This window comes from Actinomadura sp. 3N407 (assembly GCF_052245875.1).
Lineage (GTDB): Bacteria > Actinomycetota > Actinomycetes > Streptosporangiales > Streptosporangiaceae > Spirillospora.
The window spans coordinates 586,650-604,294 of the sequence record NZ_JBQQBP010000005.1 but is presented as its reverse complement, the minus strand read 5'-3'; the positions used below and the strand labels follow the sequence as shown (position 1 = coordinate 604,294).

General features: G+C 71.3%; 16 protein-coding genes. 6 read left to right on the top strand and 10 right to left on the bottom strand.

Features of this window, described 5'->3' with window-relative positions:
- A partial coding sequence (locus ACTWPP_RS16420) for an acyl-CoA dehydrogenase family protein (RefSeq protein ID WP_443105126.1) occupies nucleotides 1-146 on the bottom strand: 146 nt, incomplete at its 3' end.
- Between the two features lie 114 nt (nucleotides 147-260).
- Here ACTWPP_RS16420 and ACTWPP_RS16415 point away from each other — a divergent pair.
- On the top strand, nucleotides 261-1,595 hold the full coding sequence (locus tag ACTWPP_RS16415) for a UDP-glucose dehydrogenase family protein (RefSeq protein ID WP_443105098.1): 1,335 nt from the start codon (nucleotides 261-263) through the stop codon (nucleotides 1,593-1,595).
- A 40-nt stretch (nucleotides 1,596-1,635) separates the two neighbouring features.
- Entirely contained in the window at nucleotides 1,636-2,055 is a 420-nt protein-coding gene (locus ACTWPP_RS16410; protein WP_443105097.1) for a CoA-binding protein, read from the top strand.
- 16 nt (nucleotides 2,056-2,071) lie between these two features.
- On the opposite strand, the gene purE is transcribed toward ACTWPP_RS16410, so the two are convergent.
- Nucleotides 2,072-2,569: a 5-(carboxyamino)imidazole ribonucleotide mutase gene (gene purE / locus ACTWPP_RS16405; protein WP_443105096.1), complete on the bottom strand. Its 498-nt coding sequence runs from the start codon at nucleotides 2,567-2,569 to the stop codon at nucleotides 2,072-2,074.
- Nucleotides 2,570-2,618: 49 nt separating this feature from the next.
- Entirely contained in the window at nucleotides 2,619-3,857 is a 1,239-nt protein-coding gene (locus tag ACTWPP_RS16400) for a 5-(carboxyamino)imidazole ribonucleotide synthase (RefSeq protein WP_443105095.1), read from the bottom strand.
- Between the two features lie 222 nt (nucleotides 3,858-4,079).
- Here ACTWPP_RS16400 and ACTWPP_RS16395 point away from each other — a divergent pair, with 222 nt between their 5' ends.
- The gene (locus ACTWPP_RS16395; protein ID WP_443105094.1) at nucleotides 4,080-4,670 is read left to right on the top strand and encodes a GtrA family protein; all 591 of its coding nucleotides are present in this window, start codon (nucleotides 4,080-4,082) and stop codon (nucleotides 4,668-4,670) included.
- 51 nt (nucleotides 4,671-4,721) lie between these two features.
- On the opposite strand, the gene ACTWPP_RS16390 is transcribed toward ACTWPP_RS16395, so the two are convergent.
- The 5 genes from ACTWPP_RS16390 to glgX all read right to left on the bottom strand — a co-directional run bounded on the left by ACTWPP_RS16390 (nucleotide 4,722) and on the right by glgX (nucleotide 13,364).
- Nucleotides 4,722-5,993 (bottom strand): ATP-binding protein, encoded by a 1,272-nt coding sequence (locus ACTWPP_RS16390; RefSeq protein ID WP_443105093.1) that lies wholly within the window; start codon nucleotides 5,991-5,993, stop codon nucleotides 4,722-4,724.
- Between the two features lie 101 nt (nucleotides 5,994-6,094).
- Nucleotides 6,095-6,766, bottom strand: coding sequence for a response regulator transcription factor (locus tag ACTWPP_RS16385; protein ID WP_131951643.1), 672 nt, complete (start codon nucleotides 6,764-6,766; stop codon nucleotides 6,095-6,097).
- Between the two features lie 151 nt (nucleotides 6,767-6,917).
- Nucleotides 6,918-8,771: a malto-oligosyltrehalose trehalohydrolase gene (gene treZ, locus ACTWPP_RS16380; protein WP_443105091.1), complete on the bottom strand. Its 1,854-nt coding sequence runs from the start codon at nucleotides 8,769-8,771 to the stop codon at nucleotides 6,918-6,920.
- Nucleotides 8,768-11,125, bottom strand: coding sequence for a malto-oligosyltrehalose synthase (gene treY / locus ACTWPP_RS16375; RefSeq protein WP_443105090.1), 2,358 nt, complete (start codon nucleotides 11,123-11,125; stop codon nucleotides 8,768-8,770). The genes treZ and treY overlap by 4 nt, the downstream gene beginning before the upstream one ends.
- 16 nt (nucleotides 11,126-11,141) lie before the next feature.
- Nucleotides 11,142-13,364, bottom strand: a complete 2,223-nt coding sequence (glgX, locus tag ACTWPP_RS16370; RefSeq protein ID WP_443105089.1) for a glycogen debranching protein GlgX — start codon at nucleotides 13,362-13,364, stop codon at nucleotides 11,142-11,144.
- 234 nt (nucleotides 13,365-13,598) lie between these two features.
- Between glgX and ACTWPP_RS16365 the strand changes: the two genes are divergently transcribed.
- Complete coding sequence (locus ACTWPP_RS16365; RefSeq protein WP_443105088.1) at nucleotides 13,599-13,961, top strand: (2Fe-2S)-binding protein; 363 nt, start codon at nucleotides 13,599-13,601, stop codon at nucleotides 13,959-13,961.
- A gap of 102 nt (nucleotides 13,962-14,063) precedes the next feature.
- On the top strand, nucleotides 14,064-14,561 hold the full coding sequence (bfr, locus tag ACTWPP_RS16360; RefSeq protein ID WP_443105125.1) for a bacterioferritin: 498 nt from the start codon (nucleotides 14,064-14,066) through the stop codon (nucleotides 14,559-14,561).
- 4 nt (nucleotides 14,562-14,565) lie between these two features.
- Here the strand turns inward: bfr and ACTWPP_RS16355 are convergent, their stop codons facing one another.
- On the bottom strand, nucleotides 14,566-15,591 hold the full coding sequence (locus ACTWPP_RS16355; RefSeq protein ID WP_443105087.1) for an adenylate/guanylate cyclase domain-containing protein: 1,026 nt from the start codon (nucleotides 15,589-15,591) through the stop codon (nucleotides 14,566-14,568).
- Between the two features lie 123 nt (nucleotides 15,592-15,714).
- Entirely contained in the window at nucleotides 15,715-16,572 is an 858-nt protein-coding gene (locus ACTWPP_RS16350) for a biotin--[acetyl-CoA-carboxylase] ligase (protein ID WP_443105086.1), read from the bottom strand.
- Nucleotides 16,573-16,847: 275 nt separating this feature from the next.
- Here ACTWPP_RS16350 and ACTWPP_RS16345 point away from each other — a divergent pair, with 275 nt between their 5' ends.
- On the top strand, nucleotides 16,848-17,621 hold the full coding sequence (locus tag ACTWPP_RS16345) for an enoyl-CoA hydratase/isomerase family protein (protein WP_443105085.1): 774 nt from the start codon (nucleotides 16,848-16,850) through the stop codon (nucleotides 17,619-17,621).
- Nucleotides 17,622-17,645: the final 24 nt, after the last annotated feature.

Here is a 17,645-nt window from a genome sequence, read left to right as displayed (position 1 = left end):
GCCGCCAGCGCCTCCTGCGGGAACCGCGACTCCTCATCCACCTCCGCCGCGAAAGGAGCGATCTTGGCATCGGCCAGCTCACGCACCGTACGCCGCAACAGCTCATGCTCCTCAGACGGCGCGTACGTGGGAAAGTCAGAACTCATGCGCCGAATGCTACCGGCCAGTACGGTCCGGTGGCCGGTGCAGGGAGCCGCCCGCAGTGGGCACCTTGTGAAAGAGGCCGCTAGTCGGCGACAGCGAAGCGAGAGGAGCAGGCCTTGTCCCACCGGCTGACGGTCATCGGAACGGGTTACCTCGGCACCACCCACGCGGCCTGCATGGCCGACCTCGGCTACGAGGTGCTCGGTCTCGACGTGGACGAGGAGAGGATCGCCCGGCTCTCGGCCGGTGACCTGCCCTTCTTCGAGCCGGGCCTGGAACCCGTGCTGCGTCGCGGACTGGAGAGCGGGCGGCTGCGGTTCACCTCGTCCTACAAGGAGGTCGCGGAGTTCGGCGACGTCCACTTCCTGTGCGTCGGCACCCCGCAGAAGTCCGGGGAGTACGCGGCCGACCTCACGTTCGTGGACGACGCGATCGGCACGCTCGCGCCGCTGCTGAACCGGCCGTGCCTGGTCGTCGGCAAGTCCACCGTGCCGGTCGGGACCGCCGCGCGGCTGGCCGAGACGATGGCGCGGACGGCGCCGGTCGGCGGCGACGCCGTCCTCGCGTGGAACCCCGAGTTCCTGCGGGAGGGCTACGCCGTCCAGGACACCCTGCACCCGGACCGGATCGTCGCCGGGCTGCCCACCGACCAGGGCGCCGCCGAGCACGCCGAGAAGGTGCTGCGCGAGATCTACGGGACGGTGATCGCGGCCGGCACCCCGTTCATCACCAGCGACTACGCGACCGCGGAACTGGTCAAGGTGTCGGCGAACGCGTTCCTCGCCACCAAGATCTCCTTCATCAACGCGATGGCGGAGGTCTGCGAGGCGGCGCACGCCGATGTGACGAAACTCTCAGAGGCGTTGTCCTACGACGACCGGATCGGCGGCAAGTTCCTCGGTCCCGGACTCGGCTTCGGCGGCGGCTGCCTGCCGAAGGACATCCGGGCGTTCATGGCCCGCGCCGGGGAGCTCGGCGCCGACCAGGCGCTGACGTTCCTGCGCGAGGTCGACGAGATCAACATCCGGCGGCGGATCCGGATGGTGGACCTCGCCCGGCAGCTGCTCGGCGGCTCGTTCGCCGGACGGACGATCGGGGTGCTCGGCGCGGCGTTCAAACCGAACTCCGACGACGTCCGCGACTCCCCCGCGCTGGACGTGGCCGCGTCCATCCGCGCGCAGGGCGCCAAGGTGACGGTGTACGACCCGCAGGCCATGCGGAACGCCCGCCGCGCCCAGCCGAGCCTGGAGTACGGCGACTCCGCCCTGTCCGCCGCGCGCGACGCGCACGTCGTGCTGCTGCTGACCGAGTGGGCCGAGTTCCGGGACATGGACCCGTCGGCGCTCGCCGAGGTCGTCGCCGAACGCAACATCGTGGACGGGCGCAACGCCCTGGACCCCGAACTGTGGCGCGCCGCCGGCTGGAACTACCGGGCCCTCGGACGTCCCTGAACCGGGGAACTAACGGGCCGCGTGCGCTGTTGTCGTGGACATGTCTGATGATTTCGCCGACCAGGACGTGATCCGCCGGCTGCTGAACGAGTCCAGGACGTGGGCGTTCGTCGGCCTCGGCGACAACCCCGAACGCGAGGTCCACACCCAGGCGCGGCTGCTGCAGGAGCGCGGGAAGCGGATCATCCCCGTCCATCCGGCGGCGCGGGAGGTGCTGGGCGAGAAGGGCTACGCGTCCCTGGCCGCGGTGCCGGACGCCTCCGGGGTGGACGTGGTGGGCGTCTACCGCCGCGCCGAGCACGCCGGGCAGGCGGTGGACGAGGCGATCGCGGCGGGCGCGAAGGCGGTGTGGCTGCCGCTCCAGGTGATCGACGAGGCGGCGGCCCGGCGCGCGAAGGACGCCGGGCTCGACGTCGTCATGGACCGCTGCCCCGCGGTCGAGTGGGCCCTGCGGCGCTGACGGCCCCGGCGGGCGTTCAGAGGCTCTCCCGGAGCCGCGCGCCCTTGGCCTTGGCCTGGCCGTAGAGGTCCTGCTGGAAGACCTTCATCTTGGCCCGCAGGTCCTCGTCGGACGCGGCGAGGATCCGGACGGCGAGCAGCCCGGCGTTGCGGGCGGCCCCGACCGCGACCGTGGCGACGGGCACCCCGGCGGGCATCTGGACGATCGACAGCAGCGAATCCATGCCGTCCAGGTACTTCAGCGGGACGGGCACGCCGATCACCGGCAGCGGCGTCACCGACGCGAGCATGCCCGGCAGGTGCGCGGCCCCGCCCGCACCCGCGATGATCACGCGGAGGCCGCGGGCGGCCGCGTCCTCCCCGTAGGCGATCATGTCGTGCGGCATCCGGTGCGCGGAGACGACGTCAGCCTCGTAGGGGACGCCGAACTCGGCGAGCGCCTGCGCCGCCCCCTCCATCACCGGCCAGTCCGAGTCGCTTCCCATCACCACACCGACCAGCGGCTCCGTCGTCATGCCTGCCTCCTGTGGGGGGCGATCCCCCACACCCCCCGGCTCGCTTCGCTCATTTCCGTTCCTTCATCTCGGGTCCCCACCGCAGGTAGTCGGCGGCGTGGCGGGCGCGTTCGCGGACGTCCGCGAGGTCGCCGCCGAGGACGGTCACATGGCCGATCTTGCGGCCCGGCCGGGGCTCCTTGCCGTACATGTGGACCTTGACGCCCGGGTCGTGGGCCATCACGTGGATGTAGCGGGCGTAGACGTCCGGGTCGTCGCCGCCGAGGACGTTGGCCATGACGGTGTACGGGGCGGTGGGCTCGGTGGAGCCGAGGGGCAGGTCCAGGACGGCGCGGAGGTGCTGCTCGAACTGCGACGTCCGGGCGCCCTCGATCGTCCAGTGCCCGGAGTTGTGCGGGCGCATGGCCAGCTCGTTCACCAGCAGCCCGTCGCCGGTCTCGAACAGCTCGACCGCGAGGAGGCCGACGACGCCGAGTTCCGCGGCGACGGTCAGGGCAAGGCGCTGCGCCTCGGCGGCGACGTCCCGTGGCAGGCCCGGCGCCGGGGAGACCACCTCGGTGCAGATGCCGCCCTCTTGGACGGTCTCCACGATCGGGTACGCGGCGCCCTGCCCGTAGGGGGAGCGCGCGACGACGGCGGCCAGCTCGCGGCTGAACGGGACGTGCCGTTCGGCCATCAGGTCGACGCCCTCGGACAGCAGCCGCTGGACGAGGGCGTGCGCGTCGCGGTCGAGGCGGTCGATGATCCAGACGCCCTTGCCGTCGTAGCCGCCGCGGGTGGCCTTCAGGACGACCGGCCACCCGTGCTCGTGGGCGAACGCCTCCAGGAAGGCCAGGGGCGCGGAGGGCGGCACGTGCGCGTAGGCGGGGCACGGCACGCCGAGCGCGCTGAGGCGGTCGCGCATGACGAGCTTGTCCTGGGCGTACGCCAGTGCGGCCGATCCGGGGCGGCACGGCACACCGGAAGCCTCCAGCTTCTGGATGTGCGGCCCCGGAACGTGCTCGTGGTCGAACGTCACGACGTCGCAGCCCTTGGCGAACGACATGAGGTCGTCGAGGGACCGGTCGTCGCCCACCCGGACGTCGGAGACGACCTTGGCCGCCGACTCGTCCGGCGCCCCGGCGAGCACGCGCAGCGACACGCCGAGCCCGATCGCGGCCTGCTGCGTCATCCGCGCCAGCTGCCCCCCGCCCGCCATGCCGACGACGGGCGCCCCATGCCGGTCGGACCGGTCCGGCGGGCGAACGGGGCCGCCCTCCCCCGGGCGGCGCTGAGCTGGTTCTGTCACGTCAGAAGGTTATCGGCCGATGCGGGCGAACGATTCATCCGGCCTCTGCGTCGAAGCGGTGTGGGTCGGGCGACAATGGGCAGGGAACGCACGGACGACGTGAAACGTTCATGTTCCGACGTCCCCGGGGCCACGGGCGTCTATTCTCGTGGTGCCTCCGCAGTAGCCGCCGCGCCGTCGCCCGTGGCGCACCGCCGAAGTCCGGAAGGACGGTTCCCCTTCGTGAGCCTGGTCGCCAATCTCCATCGGCAGTTCGAGCACCTCGTGCGCGAACTCGCCAAGTTCGGCAGCGTGGGCGCGGTCGCGTTCGTCATCACCGTCGCGATCGGCAACGGTTTGCACAGCGGTCTGGACATGGGCCCGCTGACGTCCAACGCCATAGCCACGGTGGTCGCCACGACGTTCTCCTACCTGGCCAACCGCTACTGGACGTTCCGGCACCGCGACCGCACCGGACTCGGCCGCGAGTACGTGCTGTTCTTCGCTCTGAACGGCGTCGGGCTGGTCATCACGGAGTTGTTCATCGGCTTCTCGCACTACGTCCTGGGGCTGTCGGGCGCCATCTACTACAACGCCGCACTGGTCGTCGGCACCGGCGTCGCCACCCTGTTCCGCTTCTGGTCGTACAAGAAGTGGGTGTTCCTGCCGGCGAGCGCGCCGCAGGTCGACCCCGCGTCGGGCCTGCCGGAGGCGCCGCCCGCGCCCGCCGACGACGTGCCGGGCATCCACCGGGCGAACGGCCACGCGACCCCGTCGCCGCGTCTCGGCCACCCCCTCGACTCCCGCGCCGCCGAGGACTACGCCGAGATCTAGGCCGCAGGGTCAGATCCGCAGACTCAGGCCCGCAGACTCTGACCCGCAGGTTCAGGCCGGGCCCATGACGACTCTTTCCGCCGCGAGGCGGGCTTCGGCGGCCTGTCGGAGGAAGACGCCGAACACCGCGGGACGGGACTGGATCAGCTCCAGGCGCCCGCCGTCCACCGTGGCCAGGGAACGGGCGAGGTAGAGCCCGAGGCCGGTGCCGCGGCCGCCGCTGACGCTCCGTTCGAAGATCCGCGGCTCCAGTTCGGGCGGTATCCCGGTGCCCTCGTCGCCGACCTCGACCACCACCGAGCTCATGCCCGGCTTGGTGTGGATGGTCACGGTGCCGGCGCCGTGCATGAGCGAGTTGTCCAGGAGCGTCGCGACGATCTGGGAGAGGCCCTCCGGGTTGGTCATGCCGACGAGGCCCTGCTCCCCGATGATCCGCACGTCCCGTCCGTCCCGCCGGAAGATGGGCCGCCACTCCTCGACCTGCTGGGCGATGATCTCGTCGATGGACGAGGCGACCGCGCCGCCCGTGCGGTCGTGCTTGGCGCGCGACAGCAGCTGCTCGACGACCGCGACGAGCCGTTCGGCCTGCGCGACGGCCGCCGCGCCCTCCTCCCGGACGACGTCCGGATAGTCGGCCGCCTCGATCATCTCCTCCAGCCGCATGGACAGCGCGGTCAGCGGGGTGCGGAGCTGGTGGCTGGCGTCGGAGGCGAACTCGCGGCTGTTGGCCAGCAGGTCGGCGATCCGGACGGCGCTGCGGTCCAGTACCTCGGCGACGCGGTCGACCTCCGGGATGCCGTAGCGGCGCCGGCGGGGCCGGGCGTTGCCGCTGCCGAGCCGGTCGGCGGTCTCGGCGAGGTCGATCAGCGGCAGCGTCAGCTTGCGTGCCTGCACCATCGCCAGGCCGACGGTGACGGCGACGCCGAGCAGGGCGAGGCTGCCGATGAGCAGCATCAGCCGCAGCGCGTCGGCGCGGACGCCGGCCTCCGGGCGCGATATCCGCACCCGTACGCCGCCGTGCGCCGCGGTGGCGGTGAGCGCGGGCCGGGCGTCCGCGGGCCCGGCGGTGAGCGTCCGGCCGTCCGGCATGATGATCGAGATGTGCCGGCCCGGATACTCCCGCGCGATCACCGGGCCGGTGACGGGCCGGCGGGCCTCAAGGCTGAAGCCGACGCCGCCGGCGATGGCGGACGCCTCACGGTCCAGGGACCGCCTGGCCTCCTCATAGACGAGCTTGTGGGCGGCGTAGGCGAGGGGTATGCCGAGCAACAGGATCGCGACCACCGCCACCGCGAGCGTCGACAGCAGGAGTCGGCGCCTCATCAGGGCTCCTTCGAGGGTGGGGCCACGGACCGCGCGGCACCGCGCCCCCGGGGCCTCTCGGGAAGGCCCCGGGCGGTTCCGCACGACCGTGGCGGCCGGAGCTAGTCGCCGCGTTCGAACCGGAAGCCGACGCCCCGCACGGTCGTGATGTAGCGGGGGCTGCCGGCGTCGTCGCCGAGCTTGCGGCGCAGCCAGGAAATGTGCATGTCGAGCGTCTTCGTGGAACCCCACCAGTTGGTGTCCCACACCTCGCGCATGATCTGTTCGCGGGTCACGACCTTGCCCGCGTCCCGGACGAGGACGCGCAGCAGGTCGAACTCCTTGGTGGTCAGCTGGAGCTCGTGGTCGCCCATCCAGGCGCGGCGCGACTCGGCGTCGATCCGCACCCCCTGGACGATCGGGGTTTCGGTGCTGCCCCGGCGAAGCAGTGCCCGCACCCGGGCGAGCAGCTCGGCCAGCCGGAACGGCTTGGTCACATAGTCGTCGGCGCCCGCGTCGAGCCCGACGACGGTGTCGACCTCGTCGGCCCGGGCGGTAAGGATCAGGATGGGCACGCCGTGCCCTTCGGCCCGTACCCTGCGGGCCACCTCAAGGCCGTCCAGTTCTGGGAGGCCGAGATCAAGGACGATCAGGTCCACGCCGCCGCCGAGCGCCCGCTCCAGCGCCTGTGGGCCGTCCGGGCTGACTTCGACGGTGTACCCCTCGCGACGCAGCGCGCGGGCGAGAGGCTCGGAGATGGACGTGTCGTCCTCGGCGAGCAGTACTGAGGTCATGGACCGATCGTATGACCATTCTTGAACATTGCCCGGCGTGCGCCGCGCTCTTGACCTGCGGTTTGCCACTCGTAGTACATCCTCAAATCCGGCCAATCAGGCGGTACCAGGGCGCACTTCTCATTACACCCGCCCCATGCGCCTCACGAGGTCACCCGAATACGGCCGCGGAGGCCCCCGGCAGCGCCACGGAGGCCGATTTAGAATCGCCGATGATGTCCACGTCCAGGCGGATTGCCGGATCCGAGGCGAGCAGCAGCCGGGGCGCGGCCCTCCCGGAAGCGGACGCCGGGAGGACCACGGGGCGGACACCGAAGTTCGCCGCCACGCACACCCGGCCACGCCACATCATCAGCCAGCGCGCCATGTCGTCGTCCGCCTCGACGAGCGTCCCGGTCAGCCGGGGGTCGTTCAGCTCGGGCAGGGAACGGCGCAGCGCCAGCAGCGCCCGATGCCATTCGAGCAGGTCACGATGGTTCGGCCGGTCAGGCTCGGACCAGTCGAGGACGGAACACCGGAAAGTGTCCACAGCCTGTGGATCGGGAATCCCGCCGCTCCAGCCGTGCCGCGCGAACTCCCGCCGGCGTCCCTCACCGACCGCGCGTGCCAGTTCCGGGTCCTGATGGTCGGTGAAATAGCACCATGGGGTGGACGCACCCCACTCCTCGCCCATGAACAGCATGGGCGTGAACGGTGCGAGCAAAAGCAGCGCCGCGCCGACCTTGAGCATCGACGGCGGAATCTCCGCGGACGCCAGAACGGCGCCGATCCGGTCGCCCGCCGCGCGGTTGCCCACCTGGTCATGGTTCTGCAGAAAGCCGAGGAACCGGTGCGCGGGGGTCTCCTTGACGTTCACCGGACGGCCGTGGTGCCGTCCCCGGTAGGTCGACATGGTGCCGTCGTGAACGAAGACGTTCGTGAGCGCCTTCTTCAGCGTTACCAGAGAGCCGAAGTCGCAGTAGTAGCCCTGCCGTTCGCCGGTGAGAGCAGCGTGCAGAGCGTGGTGGAAGTCATCGCTCCACTGCGCGTCGAGACCGTACCCACCCGCCTCTCTGGACGTCACCAGGCGCGGATCGTTCAGGTCCGATTCGGCGATGAGGAACAGGTTCCGTCCAAGGTGCGCTGAAAGACCGGCCACAGACCGCGCCAGTTCTTCGAGGATGTGGACGGCGCTGTGGTCGGTGATGGCGTGGACGGCGTCGATGCGCAACCCGTCGAAGTGGTAGTCGCGCAGCCACATCAACGCGTTCTGGACGACGAACGCCCGGACTTCGTCCGCCCCCTCCTGGTCGAAGTTCACCGCGTCGCCCCATGGCGTGGTGTGGGCGCCGGTGAAGTACGGCCCGTAACTGGCGAGGCGGTTCCCGTCCGGCCCCAGGTGGTTGTAGACGACGTCCAGGACGACGGCCAGGCCGCGCGCATGGGCGGCGTCCACGAAACGCTTCAGCCCGTCAGGACCGCCGTACGGCTCGTGGGGCGCCCACAGATGCACGCCGTCGTAACCCCATCCGTGGTGGCCGGGGAACGCGGCGACCGGCATAAGCTCCACCGCGTCGATCCCGAGCGCCACCAGATGGTCGAGACGTTCGGCGGCGGCGTCGAACGTCCCTTCCGGTGTGAACGTGCCCACGTGCATCTCGTACAGGACGCTTCCGGGGAGCGGGCGTCCATGCCAGTGCTGGTCCGTCCACGCGAACCGTGCGTGGTCGTAGACGCGGCTCTGTCCGTGGACGCCGTTCGGCTGCCAGGGGGAGCGCGGGTCGGGCAGCGCCTCTTCCGCCCCGTCCAGAGCGAAGCCGTAGTCGGTGCCGTGTCCCGCGCCCGGAACCTCGGCTCCCCACCATCCCGGACGTCCGTCCAGACGCTCCTTGGGATGCCGGGCGCCGCCCACCACGACGTCCGCGCGTCCGGCGACCGGTGCCCACACCTCGAACCGGGCGCCCGCTGACCCCGTGCTCGACGAGCCGGTGCTCACCGACCCCGTGCTCACCGACCCGGTGCTCACCGATCGATTTCCCTGGGGACGAGCAGCGCGACGGGCAGATGCTCGAAGACGCGGCCCGCGTCCAGGAGCGGGCCCATGTGCGTGCAACCGGTCAGCACGTCCCGCCAGCCCTGCTGGACGACGTCCACCCTGGTTTCGCCCCAGCCGCCGCGGCGCTCCAGCCCGACCGGCAGCCGGGTCGCGAGCGCGACGGCCTCGCCGCGGGCGAACCCGACGACGTGCTCGGCGGCGGGTCCGCCGACCGCGATCGGCTCGTGCCGGGCGCCGGGGCCGAACCAGTCGGGACGGGACCGGCGCAGCCGCAGCGTCCGCGAGGTGACCAGCAGTTTCTCGTCGTCCACCTCCTTCGGCAGCCGTCCGGTGTCGAGCCGGAGGAGATGCTCGCGGCGCCGCCCGTAGTCGACCGGCCGCCGGTTGTCGGGGTCGACCAGCGCCAGGCCGGTCAGCTCGCAGCCCTGGTAGACGTCCGGGACGCCCGGCATGGCCAACTGGACGAGCTTCTGCCCGAGCGTGTTCACCCGGGCGTGGCCGGCCAGCCTCCCCACGAACGCGGTCATGTCGGTGATCAGGTCGGGGTTCGCCAGGACGCCGCGCGCGTAGGCGAGGACCGCCTCCTCGTAGTCGGCGTCCACGTCGGCCCAGGAGGTGCGGGTCTTGGCCTCCCGCATCGCCTTGGTGAGGAACTCCTCCAGGCGGCCGATGGTGAGCGGCCACGCGCCGACGAGCGTCTGCCACAGCAGGTATTCGAGGTCAGGCTCCAGGGGCGACTCACCGGGGCCCCACTGCCGCCAGCGGTCCACGGCCTCCGCCCACTCGATCGGAAGCTCCGACAGCACGGACAGCCATGCGCGCACGTCCTCTTCACGCTTGGTGTCGTGCGTGGACAGCGTCGTCATCGTGGACGGCCAGTCGCGGGCGAGCCTGATGCAGTGCGAGTGGAAGTCCTCGGGACTCACGGAGAACCGCCCTGGGTCGCCGCCGACCTCGTTCAGCACGGCCATGCGGTTCCACCGGTAGAACGCCGTGTCCTCAACGCCCTTGGCCGCCAGCGGAGCCGATGTCTGCTGGAACCGCACGATGAACTCGGCGTCGGTGCGCTCCCCGCGTCCGAGAGCCAGTTCCACGACGGCGTCCAGGTCGTCGTGCAGTTCCTGTGGCAGATGCGCCCGCGCACGGCGAGCGGCCTCGTCAAGGACGTCCACGGCCTGCTGCGGCGCGTCCTGCCCTGGCACGACGTAGGCGCGGTAGACCGGCATGGCGACGAGAAGCTCGACCAGTGCCCGCTCCAAGCCGGGGCGGCGCGCCCCCACAACGCGCTGGAGGACGCGCAGAAGCCGGTCGATCTCGGGCTTCAGGCCGTGCGTCGCGGCGTTGAGGCGGGCCCCGCGTTCCACCTCCTCGAAGTCGCGGGGGCCACCGGTGAGGGACACGTAGTGGTCGGTGAGCGGCTTCTCCCCGGCGGGGTCGACGAACAGGCCGCCGATCATGCCGAGCGAGTCGTAGCCGGTGGTGCCCGCGCACGGCCAGTCCGGCGGCAGCCGCTCCTCCCCCGCGGTGATCTTCTCGACCAGCAGCCAGGCGTCCGGGACCGCCTCCGACAGCCGCCGCAGATAGCCGCGCGGGTCGGCGAGCCCGTCCGGATGGTCGATGCGCAGACCGTCCACCAGGCCCTGCTCGACCAGGCCCAGCAGCAGCGCGTGCGTGCGTTCGAAGACCTCGGGGTCCTCCTGCCGCAGCCCGATCAGGCCGGAGATGTCGAAGAACCGGCGGTAGTTGGGCTCGCCCTCGCCCGGCAGGACGATCCGGCCGCCGCCCGCCTCCCAGTCGATGTCGAACCACTTCGCGTACGGCGAGCCCCGCCCCTCCGCCAGGACGGCGGTGAGCGGAATGTTCAGGTCGCCGGGCTCCGGGATCGCCATGTGGTTCGGGACGACGTCGACGAGGAGCCTCAGCCCGTGCGCGCGGAACCGGGCCGCCATGGTCCCGAACGCCTCCGCCCCGCCCAGTTCGTCCGCCAGGCGGGAGTGGTCGATCACGTCGTAGCCGTGCGTGGACCCGGGCGCGGCCCGCAGGACCGGCGACAGGTAGACGTGCGACACGCCGAGGGACGCGAGATAGGGAGCCAGCGCGGCGGCCTCGGCGAACCCGAAACGCTCCTCCGGGGTCCCGCGGAGCTGGAGGCGGTAGGTGCCGGACGGGGGTGCGGCGAAGCCGTCGTCGTCGGGGACGGACGCCTCGGCGCTGTTCGGTTCGGACAGGTTCTCTTCTGCCAGGTGGTCCTCGGACACGGTCTCCTCATCAGGGGGGTCGGCGGGGAGCGGTTCCTCGGCGGCGGGTTCGGCGTGCTCGCTCATGGCTCGTCCAGAAGGCTCAGACACGGCGCAGGACCTGGATCGAGCGGTCGCCGACCGGGACGGTCTCGCGGGCCTTCACGACGGGTGACTCCTCCTCGGCGAGCAACGGGTCCGCGGTGTCGAGCATCTTTATCCACATTTGCCCGTATGTGGCGGGCGGAAGCGTGAACGTGAGGTCCCCGTCGTGCCCGTTGATCAGCAGGAGGAACGAGTCGTCCCTGACCTGCCTGCCCTTCGGGTCGGGCTCGCCGATCGCGTCGCCGTTCAGGAACACGTTCAGCGATCTGCTGAAGCCGGCCGACCAGTCCTTGTCGGCCATCTCCGCGCCGCCGGGCGTGAACCAGACGAGGTCGGGCAGGTCCTCGGGCCTGGACTTCCCGGCGCGACGCGCCTTCTTCGTCCGCTGGTCGCCGAGGAAGAACCGGCGCCGCCGGAACACCGGATGCTCCGTGCGCAACCTGGACAGGTTCTGGACGAAGTCGAGCAGGAAGCCCCGTTCGTCGAAACTCTGGTGCTCGCCGGAACCCTGGCGGCCGGTGGGATCGGCCGGGCGGGGTGAGCGCCTGTCGTCGCGCATGCCCGTCCAGTCGACCCAGGACAGCTCGTTGTCCTGGCAGTAGGCGTTGTTGTTGCCTTTCTGCGTCCGGCCTATCTCGTCAGCGTGCAGCAGCATCGGCACGCCCTGCGACAGGAACAGCGTGGTCAGGAAGTTGCGTTTCTGCCGCTCGCGCAAGGAGACGACGTCCAGATCGTCGGTCGGGCCCTCATGACCGCAGTTCCACGACCGGTTGTCGTCGGTGCCGTCCCGGTTGCCCTCCCCGTTGGCCTCGTTGTGCTTGGCGTCGTAGGAGACCAGGTCGTTCAACGTGAACCCGTCGTGGCAGGTCACGAAGTTGATCGAGGCGATCGGGCGGCGGCCGTCGTCGGCGTACAGGTCGGACGAGCCCGTCAGCCGGGACGCGAAGTCGGGCAGCGCGCCCGGATCCCCGCGCCAGAAGTCCCGGACCATGTCGCGGTACTGGCCGTTCCACTCCGTCCACAGCGGCGGGAAGTTGCCGACCTGGTAGCCGCCCTCGCCGACGTCCCACGGCTCGGCGATCAGCTTCACCTGCGAGACGACCGGGTCCTGCTGGACGAGGTCGAAGAACGCCGACAGCCGGTCCACCTCGTGCAGCTCGCGGGCCAGCGTCGCCGCGAGGTCGAAGCGGAACCCGTCGACGTGCATCTCGGTCACCCAGTACCGCAGCGAGTCCATGATCAGCTGCAGGACGTGCGGGCTGCGCATCAGCAGGCTGTTCCCCGTGCCCGTCGTGTCCATGTAGTAGCGGGGGTCGTCGTCGGTGAGCCGGTAGTACGAGGCGTTGTCGATGCCGCGGAACGACAGCGTCGGGCCCAGGTGGTTGCCCTCGGCGGTGTGGTTGTAGACGACGTCCAGGATCACCTCGATGCCCGCCTCGTGCAGCGCCTTCACCATCGCCTTGAACTCCAGCACCTGCTCGCCCCGCGCCCCCGCCGACGAGTACTCGTTGTGCGGCGCGAAGAAGCCGATGGTGTTGTAACCCCAGTAGTTGCGCAGCCCCCGGCCCGTCAGCGCGTCGTCGTGGACGAACTGGTGGACGGGCATCAGTTCCACCGCCGTCACCCCGATCGAGCGCAGATGATCGATGATCACCGGGTGGGCGAGGCCCGCGTACGTGCCGCGCAGCGCCGGCGGGACGTCCGGATGCCGGGCGGTCAGGCCCTTGACGTGCGCCTCGTAGATCACCGTCTCGTGGTACGGGATCCGCGGCGGCCGGTCGTCCCCCCAGTCGAAGTACGGGCTGACGACCACCGACCGCATCGTGTGCCCCGCCGAGTCGGCGTCGTTGCGCGACCACGGGTCGCCGAAGTCGTAGCCGAAACAGGACTCGTCCCAGTCGACCGTCCCCTCGACCGCCTGCGCGTACGGGTCGAGCAGCAGTTTCGCCGGGTTGCACCGCAGGCCCCGGCGCGGCTCATAGGGGCCGTGGACGCGGAACCCGTACCGCCGTCCCGGCATGACGCCCGGCAGGTACGCGTGCCACACGAAGGCGTCCACCTCCGGGAGCGCCAGCCGCGTCTCCTCCCCGGCGCCCGCGGGCCCGTCGAACAGGCACAGCTCGACCCGCTCGGCCACCTCGGAGAAGACGGCGAAGTTCGTTCCCGCTCCGTCGAACCGGGCCCCGAGCGGGTAGGCGTCGCCCGGCCAGATCTGAGCCACTGTCCCGCCCCTCCCGTCCATGCGGCGCCGCCGGCCGCGGGCGCGCGAGCGCGGCGGCGCACGGGAAGGGCCTTCCCCGTGAGGTTTAGATCACACCGGTACCGATTGGGAGCCCACTGGCCAGAACGGACATTCCTGGGCTACTTTAGGGGAGCCTAACCTTAATGAGGGTCCCCTAAGCTCTCCAGGTCAGGCGTGGAACCAGGAGAACCGCACGGAAGGTCCACCAGCCGCATGTACGTGTGCATCTGCAACGTCGTCACCGAGGACGACGTTCACGGCTGCATGGCGGACGGTTGCACGACCGCCAAAGAGGTCAAGGCCGCCTGCGGTTTCAAGCCCGGGTGCGGCATGTGCACCAAGCGCATCCACGCGATGATCAGCGAATACCGGACGGCCGGCGAACTCGCCGACGCCCTCACCGGCGGCCCGGCCATGCTGACGCCCGTCCCCGAGGCCCCCGAGGTTCCACAGCCCCCGAGACCCGGCGTCCCCGCCCCGGCCGTGCCCCGGCCGGGCGTGCCCGGACCGGACGCCGCCGCACCGATCAACCGCGAGACCGGCGAAGGGGGAACCGCTCCGCAGACCGCCGCCTGAGCCCGTCCCGGCACCCGCATTGCGCCGCCGCCACCGGCGGAGAAACGCCATCGCGGGGGTCAGTGCTGTCCAGACCCCACCCGCCGTGGAAGCATGGACACCATGGAAGGCGACAAGGACATCATCGCGCTGCTGAACGACCAGCTCACCGCGGAACTCACGGCGATCAACCAGTACTTCCTGCACTCGAAGATGCAGGAGAACTGGGGCTTCACCCGCATCGCCAAGCACACCCGCGACGAGTCGTTCGACGAGATGCGGCACGCGGAGCGGCTGACCGACCGGATCCTGTTCCTGGAGGGCCTGCCGAACTACCAGAAGCTCGGCACCCTGCGGATCGGGCAGACCATCGTCGAGCAACTCGAAGCCGACCTCGCCATCGAGATGGAGGCCGTCGCCCGGCTGCGCCCCGGGATCGAACTCATGCGCTCACGCGGCGACGTCACCTCCGCCCGGATCTTCGAGGACATCCTCGCCGACGAGGAGGAGCACATCGACTACCTGGAGACCGAGCTGAGCCTCGTCCGGGAACTCGGCGAGCAGAACTACAAGCAGCGGCTCACCGGCTCCCCCGGCGACGACGGCCCCAGCCCCGTCTGAGCCGCTACGGCGTCCCGGCGTCCGGCGGTTTCGGCGTGGGATTGCGGCGCAGCACGTACGGCTGGATGATGCCGAGGCCGCGGACCGGGCGCCGCACGATCCGCGTGACCTCGTAGACCGGCCGCTTCTCCAGCTGCGCCGCCAGCTCACCGTCGATCACGACCGAGCCGGGCCGCGCCAGGGACGTCAGCCGGGCCGCGAGGTTGACCGTCGTGCCGAACACGTCGCCCATCAGCGGCAGCACCGGCCCGTACGCGACGCCGACGCGCACGTCCGGGACCTCGGTCTCGTCCTGGATGGCCGCCGCGACCGTCAGCGCTATCTCCGCGCCGATCTCCGGCGTCTCCGCGCTGAACAGCACCTCGTCGCCGAGCGTCTTCACCAGCCGCCCGCCGCGCGCCGCGATGATGTCGGCGGCGGTCTCCTCGAACCACTCCACGACCCGGGCCAGCTCGATCTCCTCGAGCTCCCGGCTGACCTGCGTGAACGACACCATGTCCGCGAACCCGACAGTCGTCATCGGCCGCCCCGCCGGGTCGCCGTTCTCCCGCGTCGCCGCCGCCGCCAGCGCCCGCGTCCCGGCGGCCGCGAGCTGCCGCCGCCAGGCGTGCACCACCAGCGGCTCGAAATCGCCCATGTGCTTCTCGGCGATGTCCACGATCGTGTCGACGGCCTCCGCGGACGGCGGGTCGTTCTGATCCTGCGGCAGCATGCTGCGCAGCAGGTTGACCTGCCACTCGGCGAGCCGCGTCATCGTCTGCCCGAACGCCCGGACCAGCCGGATCACCCCGTCCTCGTCCAGGATCCCGTCGTCGACGAGCCGGCGGAGACGGTCCAGGGCCGCGACGTCGCCCTCGGTGTAGGCGACGGTCTCGTCCGGCATCGACGGGTACCCGAACGCCCGCCAGATCCGGCCGGAGAACTCCCGAGACACCCCTGACAGCCGGACGGCGTCGACACGGGTGTACCGCAGCTCGCCCCCCAGCAGGAGCTCTTCGATCTCCTTCGGATCCGGCAATCCGGCCGCCATCTTCCGCCCCTCAGCCCGCCGCCGCCCCGGGCGGGGACACCGGCGTCATGGATCGGTACCGGGACATATCGTCGCAGATCAGCAACTCGGTCAACGTCCGGACCGTGGATCGCCGTTCCCCGTTCACCGGACGTGCACCACATCTCCCGCGCTGACCACGCGATCCCCGCCGGTCCCGGACACCACCAGGCGCCCCGACCCGTCCACGTCCCGCGCCGTCCCCGTCAACGTCTCCTCACCGGGCAGCTCGACCCTCACCTGCCGGCCGAGCGTGGCGCACAGGTCCTTGTACGCGGTACGCAGCCCGCTGGTCTCCGGATCACCGCCGAGCGCCGTCCACTCCCGGTACCAGGTCGCGAACTCCCGCAGGATCGCGCGCAGCAGCGGCGCCCGGTCGCTCAGCGGCGCACCCTCGATCGCCAGCGACGTCGCCGACGGCACCGGCAGTTCATCCTCCCGCAGCCCCACGTTCAGCCCCACCCCGACGACGAGCCCGCCGCCGGTCTTCTCCGTGAGGATCCCCGCCAGCTTCCGGTCGCCGACCAGCAGATCGTTCGGCCACTTGAGCCGTGCGTCCACGGCCGCGTCACCGCCGCTGAGGAACCCGTCCCCCTCCTGCGACCAGGCCGTCATCCGCCGGACCGCGGTGGCGACGGCGACACCGGTCAGCAGCGGCGCCCAGCCGAGCATCGGCACCGGCACCCGAGGCCGCAGCAGCACCGAGAACATCAGCCCCGACCGAGGCGGCGCCGTCCAGGACCGCCCGAGCCGCCCCCGGCCCGCCGTCTGCAACTCGGTGACCAGCACGGTCCCCTCCGGCGCGCCCTCCCCGGCCCGCTCGGCGAGGTCGGCGTTGGTGGACCCCGTCTCCGCCACGACGCGGACCTCCCGCCACAGCCCGCCCTCCCGGACGAGCGCCCGCCGCAGCGCCGCCTCGTGCAGCGGCGGCCGCCCAAGATCCCCGTAGGGTGAGTCCTTCACACTCCAATCCAACCCCATGAGCGACTCGATCTTGAGGGCAGGCGTGCCCATTGCAGTGCCCTTGGCGGCGTGTAGCCGGCCCCCGGCCTGGAGGGCCCTCCTTCGGCGGGCACTGCGTGCGATCGCTGCATCGCTCCGGCTCACCTTGCGGCTCGCTGCGCGATCAGGTTTCTCGCAAGCTCGAAACCTGCCTTCGGACGCGATCGCGACGGTTGGCTGGGGGCGTGGTCGGGCTGGTGGCTGGTGTAGGTGCGTTCGCAAATAGGGTTCGCTTCATGGATGGAGTGAATCTGCGGCGCGACGGGCATGTCGCGGAGATCGTGCTGGACCGGCCCGAGGCCCTCAACGCCCTGTCGACGGCGATGGCGCGGCGCCTCGCGGCGGTCTGCGCGGAGGCGGCGGCGGACGCGGCCGTGCGGGCGGTGGTGCTGAGCGCGGAGGGCGAGAAGGCGTTCTGCGTCGGCGCCGACCTCAAGGAACGCAACGCGATGAGCGATGACGAGATCATGGCGCAGCGGCCCGTCTTCCGGGCGGCGTTCGGCGGCGTCCTCAACCTGCCGCAGCCGGTCATCGCGGCCGTGCACGGGTTCGCGCTCGGCGGCGGCTGCGAGTTCGCCCTGTCCGCCGACCTCATCGTCGCGGACGAGACGGCCGTGTTCGGCCTGCCCGAGGTGAGCGTCGGCCTCGTCCCCGGCGGCGGCGGGACGCAGCTCGCCCTGCGGCGCCTCGGCCCCGGCAAGGCCGCCGACCTGGTCTTCACCGGCCGGCGCCTCGGCGTGGAGGAGGCCCTGGAGTACGGCCTCGCCGACCGGAAGGTGCCCGCGGGGACCGCCCGCGAGGAGGCCCTGGCGTTGGCCGGGGTGATCGCGCAGAACTCCCCGGTCGCCGTCCGCGCCGCGAAACGCGCCCTCCGCCTCGGCGGCGGAGTCAGCCTGGACGCGGGCCTCCACCTGGAGGAGAACGCCTGGCGCACCGCCGCCTTCTCCCCCGACCGCCGCGAAGGCATCGCCGCCTTCAACGAGAAGCGCAAGCCCCGCTGGCCGTCCTGATCGAGAGTTTCGCGCCCACCGCGC

What these genes read in the sequence shown, in the direction of transcription:
- ACTWPP_RS16410 (WP_443105097.1), top strand. Translation starts at nt 1,636, where the DNA reads ATGTCTGATGATTTCGCCGACCAGGACGTGATCCGCCGGCTGCTGAAC.
- purE (WP_443105096.1), bottom strand. Translation starts at nt 2,569, where the DNA reads ATGACGACGGAGCCGCTGGTCGGTGTGGTGATGGGAAGCGACTCGGAC.
- ACTWPP_RS16390 (WP_443105093.1), bottom strand. Translation starts at nt 5,993, where the DNA reads ATGAGGCGCCGACTCCTGCTGTCGACGCTCGCGGTGGCGGTGGTCGCG.
- ACTWPP_RS16385 (WP_131951643.1), bottom strand. Translation starts at nt 6,766, where the DNA reads ATGACCTCAGTACTGCTCGCCGAGGACGACACGTCCATCTCCGAGCCT.
- treY (WP_443105090.1), bottom strand. Translation starts at nt 11,125, where the DNA reads ATGAGCGAGCACGCCGAACCCGCCGCCGAGGAACCGCTCCCCGCCGAC.
- ACTWPP_RS16365 (WP_443105088.1), top strand. Translation starts at nt 13,599, where the DNA reads ATGTACGTGTGCATCTGCAACGTCGTCACCGAGGACGACGTTCACGGC.
- bfr (WP_443105125.1), top strand. Translation starts at nt 14,064, where the DNA reads ATGGAAGGCGACAAGGACATCATCGCGCTGCTGAACGACCAGCTCACC.
- ACTWPP_RS16355 (WP_443105087.1), bottom strand. Translation starts at nt 15,591, where the DNA reads ATGGCGGCCGGATTGCCGGATCCGAAGGAGATCGAAGAGCTCCTGCTG.
- ACTWPP_RS16345 (WP_443105085.1), top strand. Translation starts at nt 16,848, where the DNA reads ATGGATGGAGTGAATCTGCGGCGCGACGGGCATGTCGCGGAGATCGTG.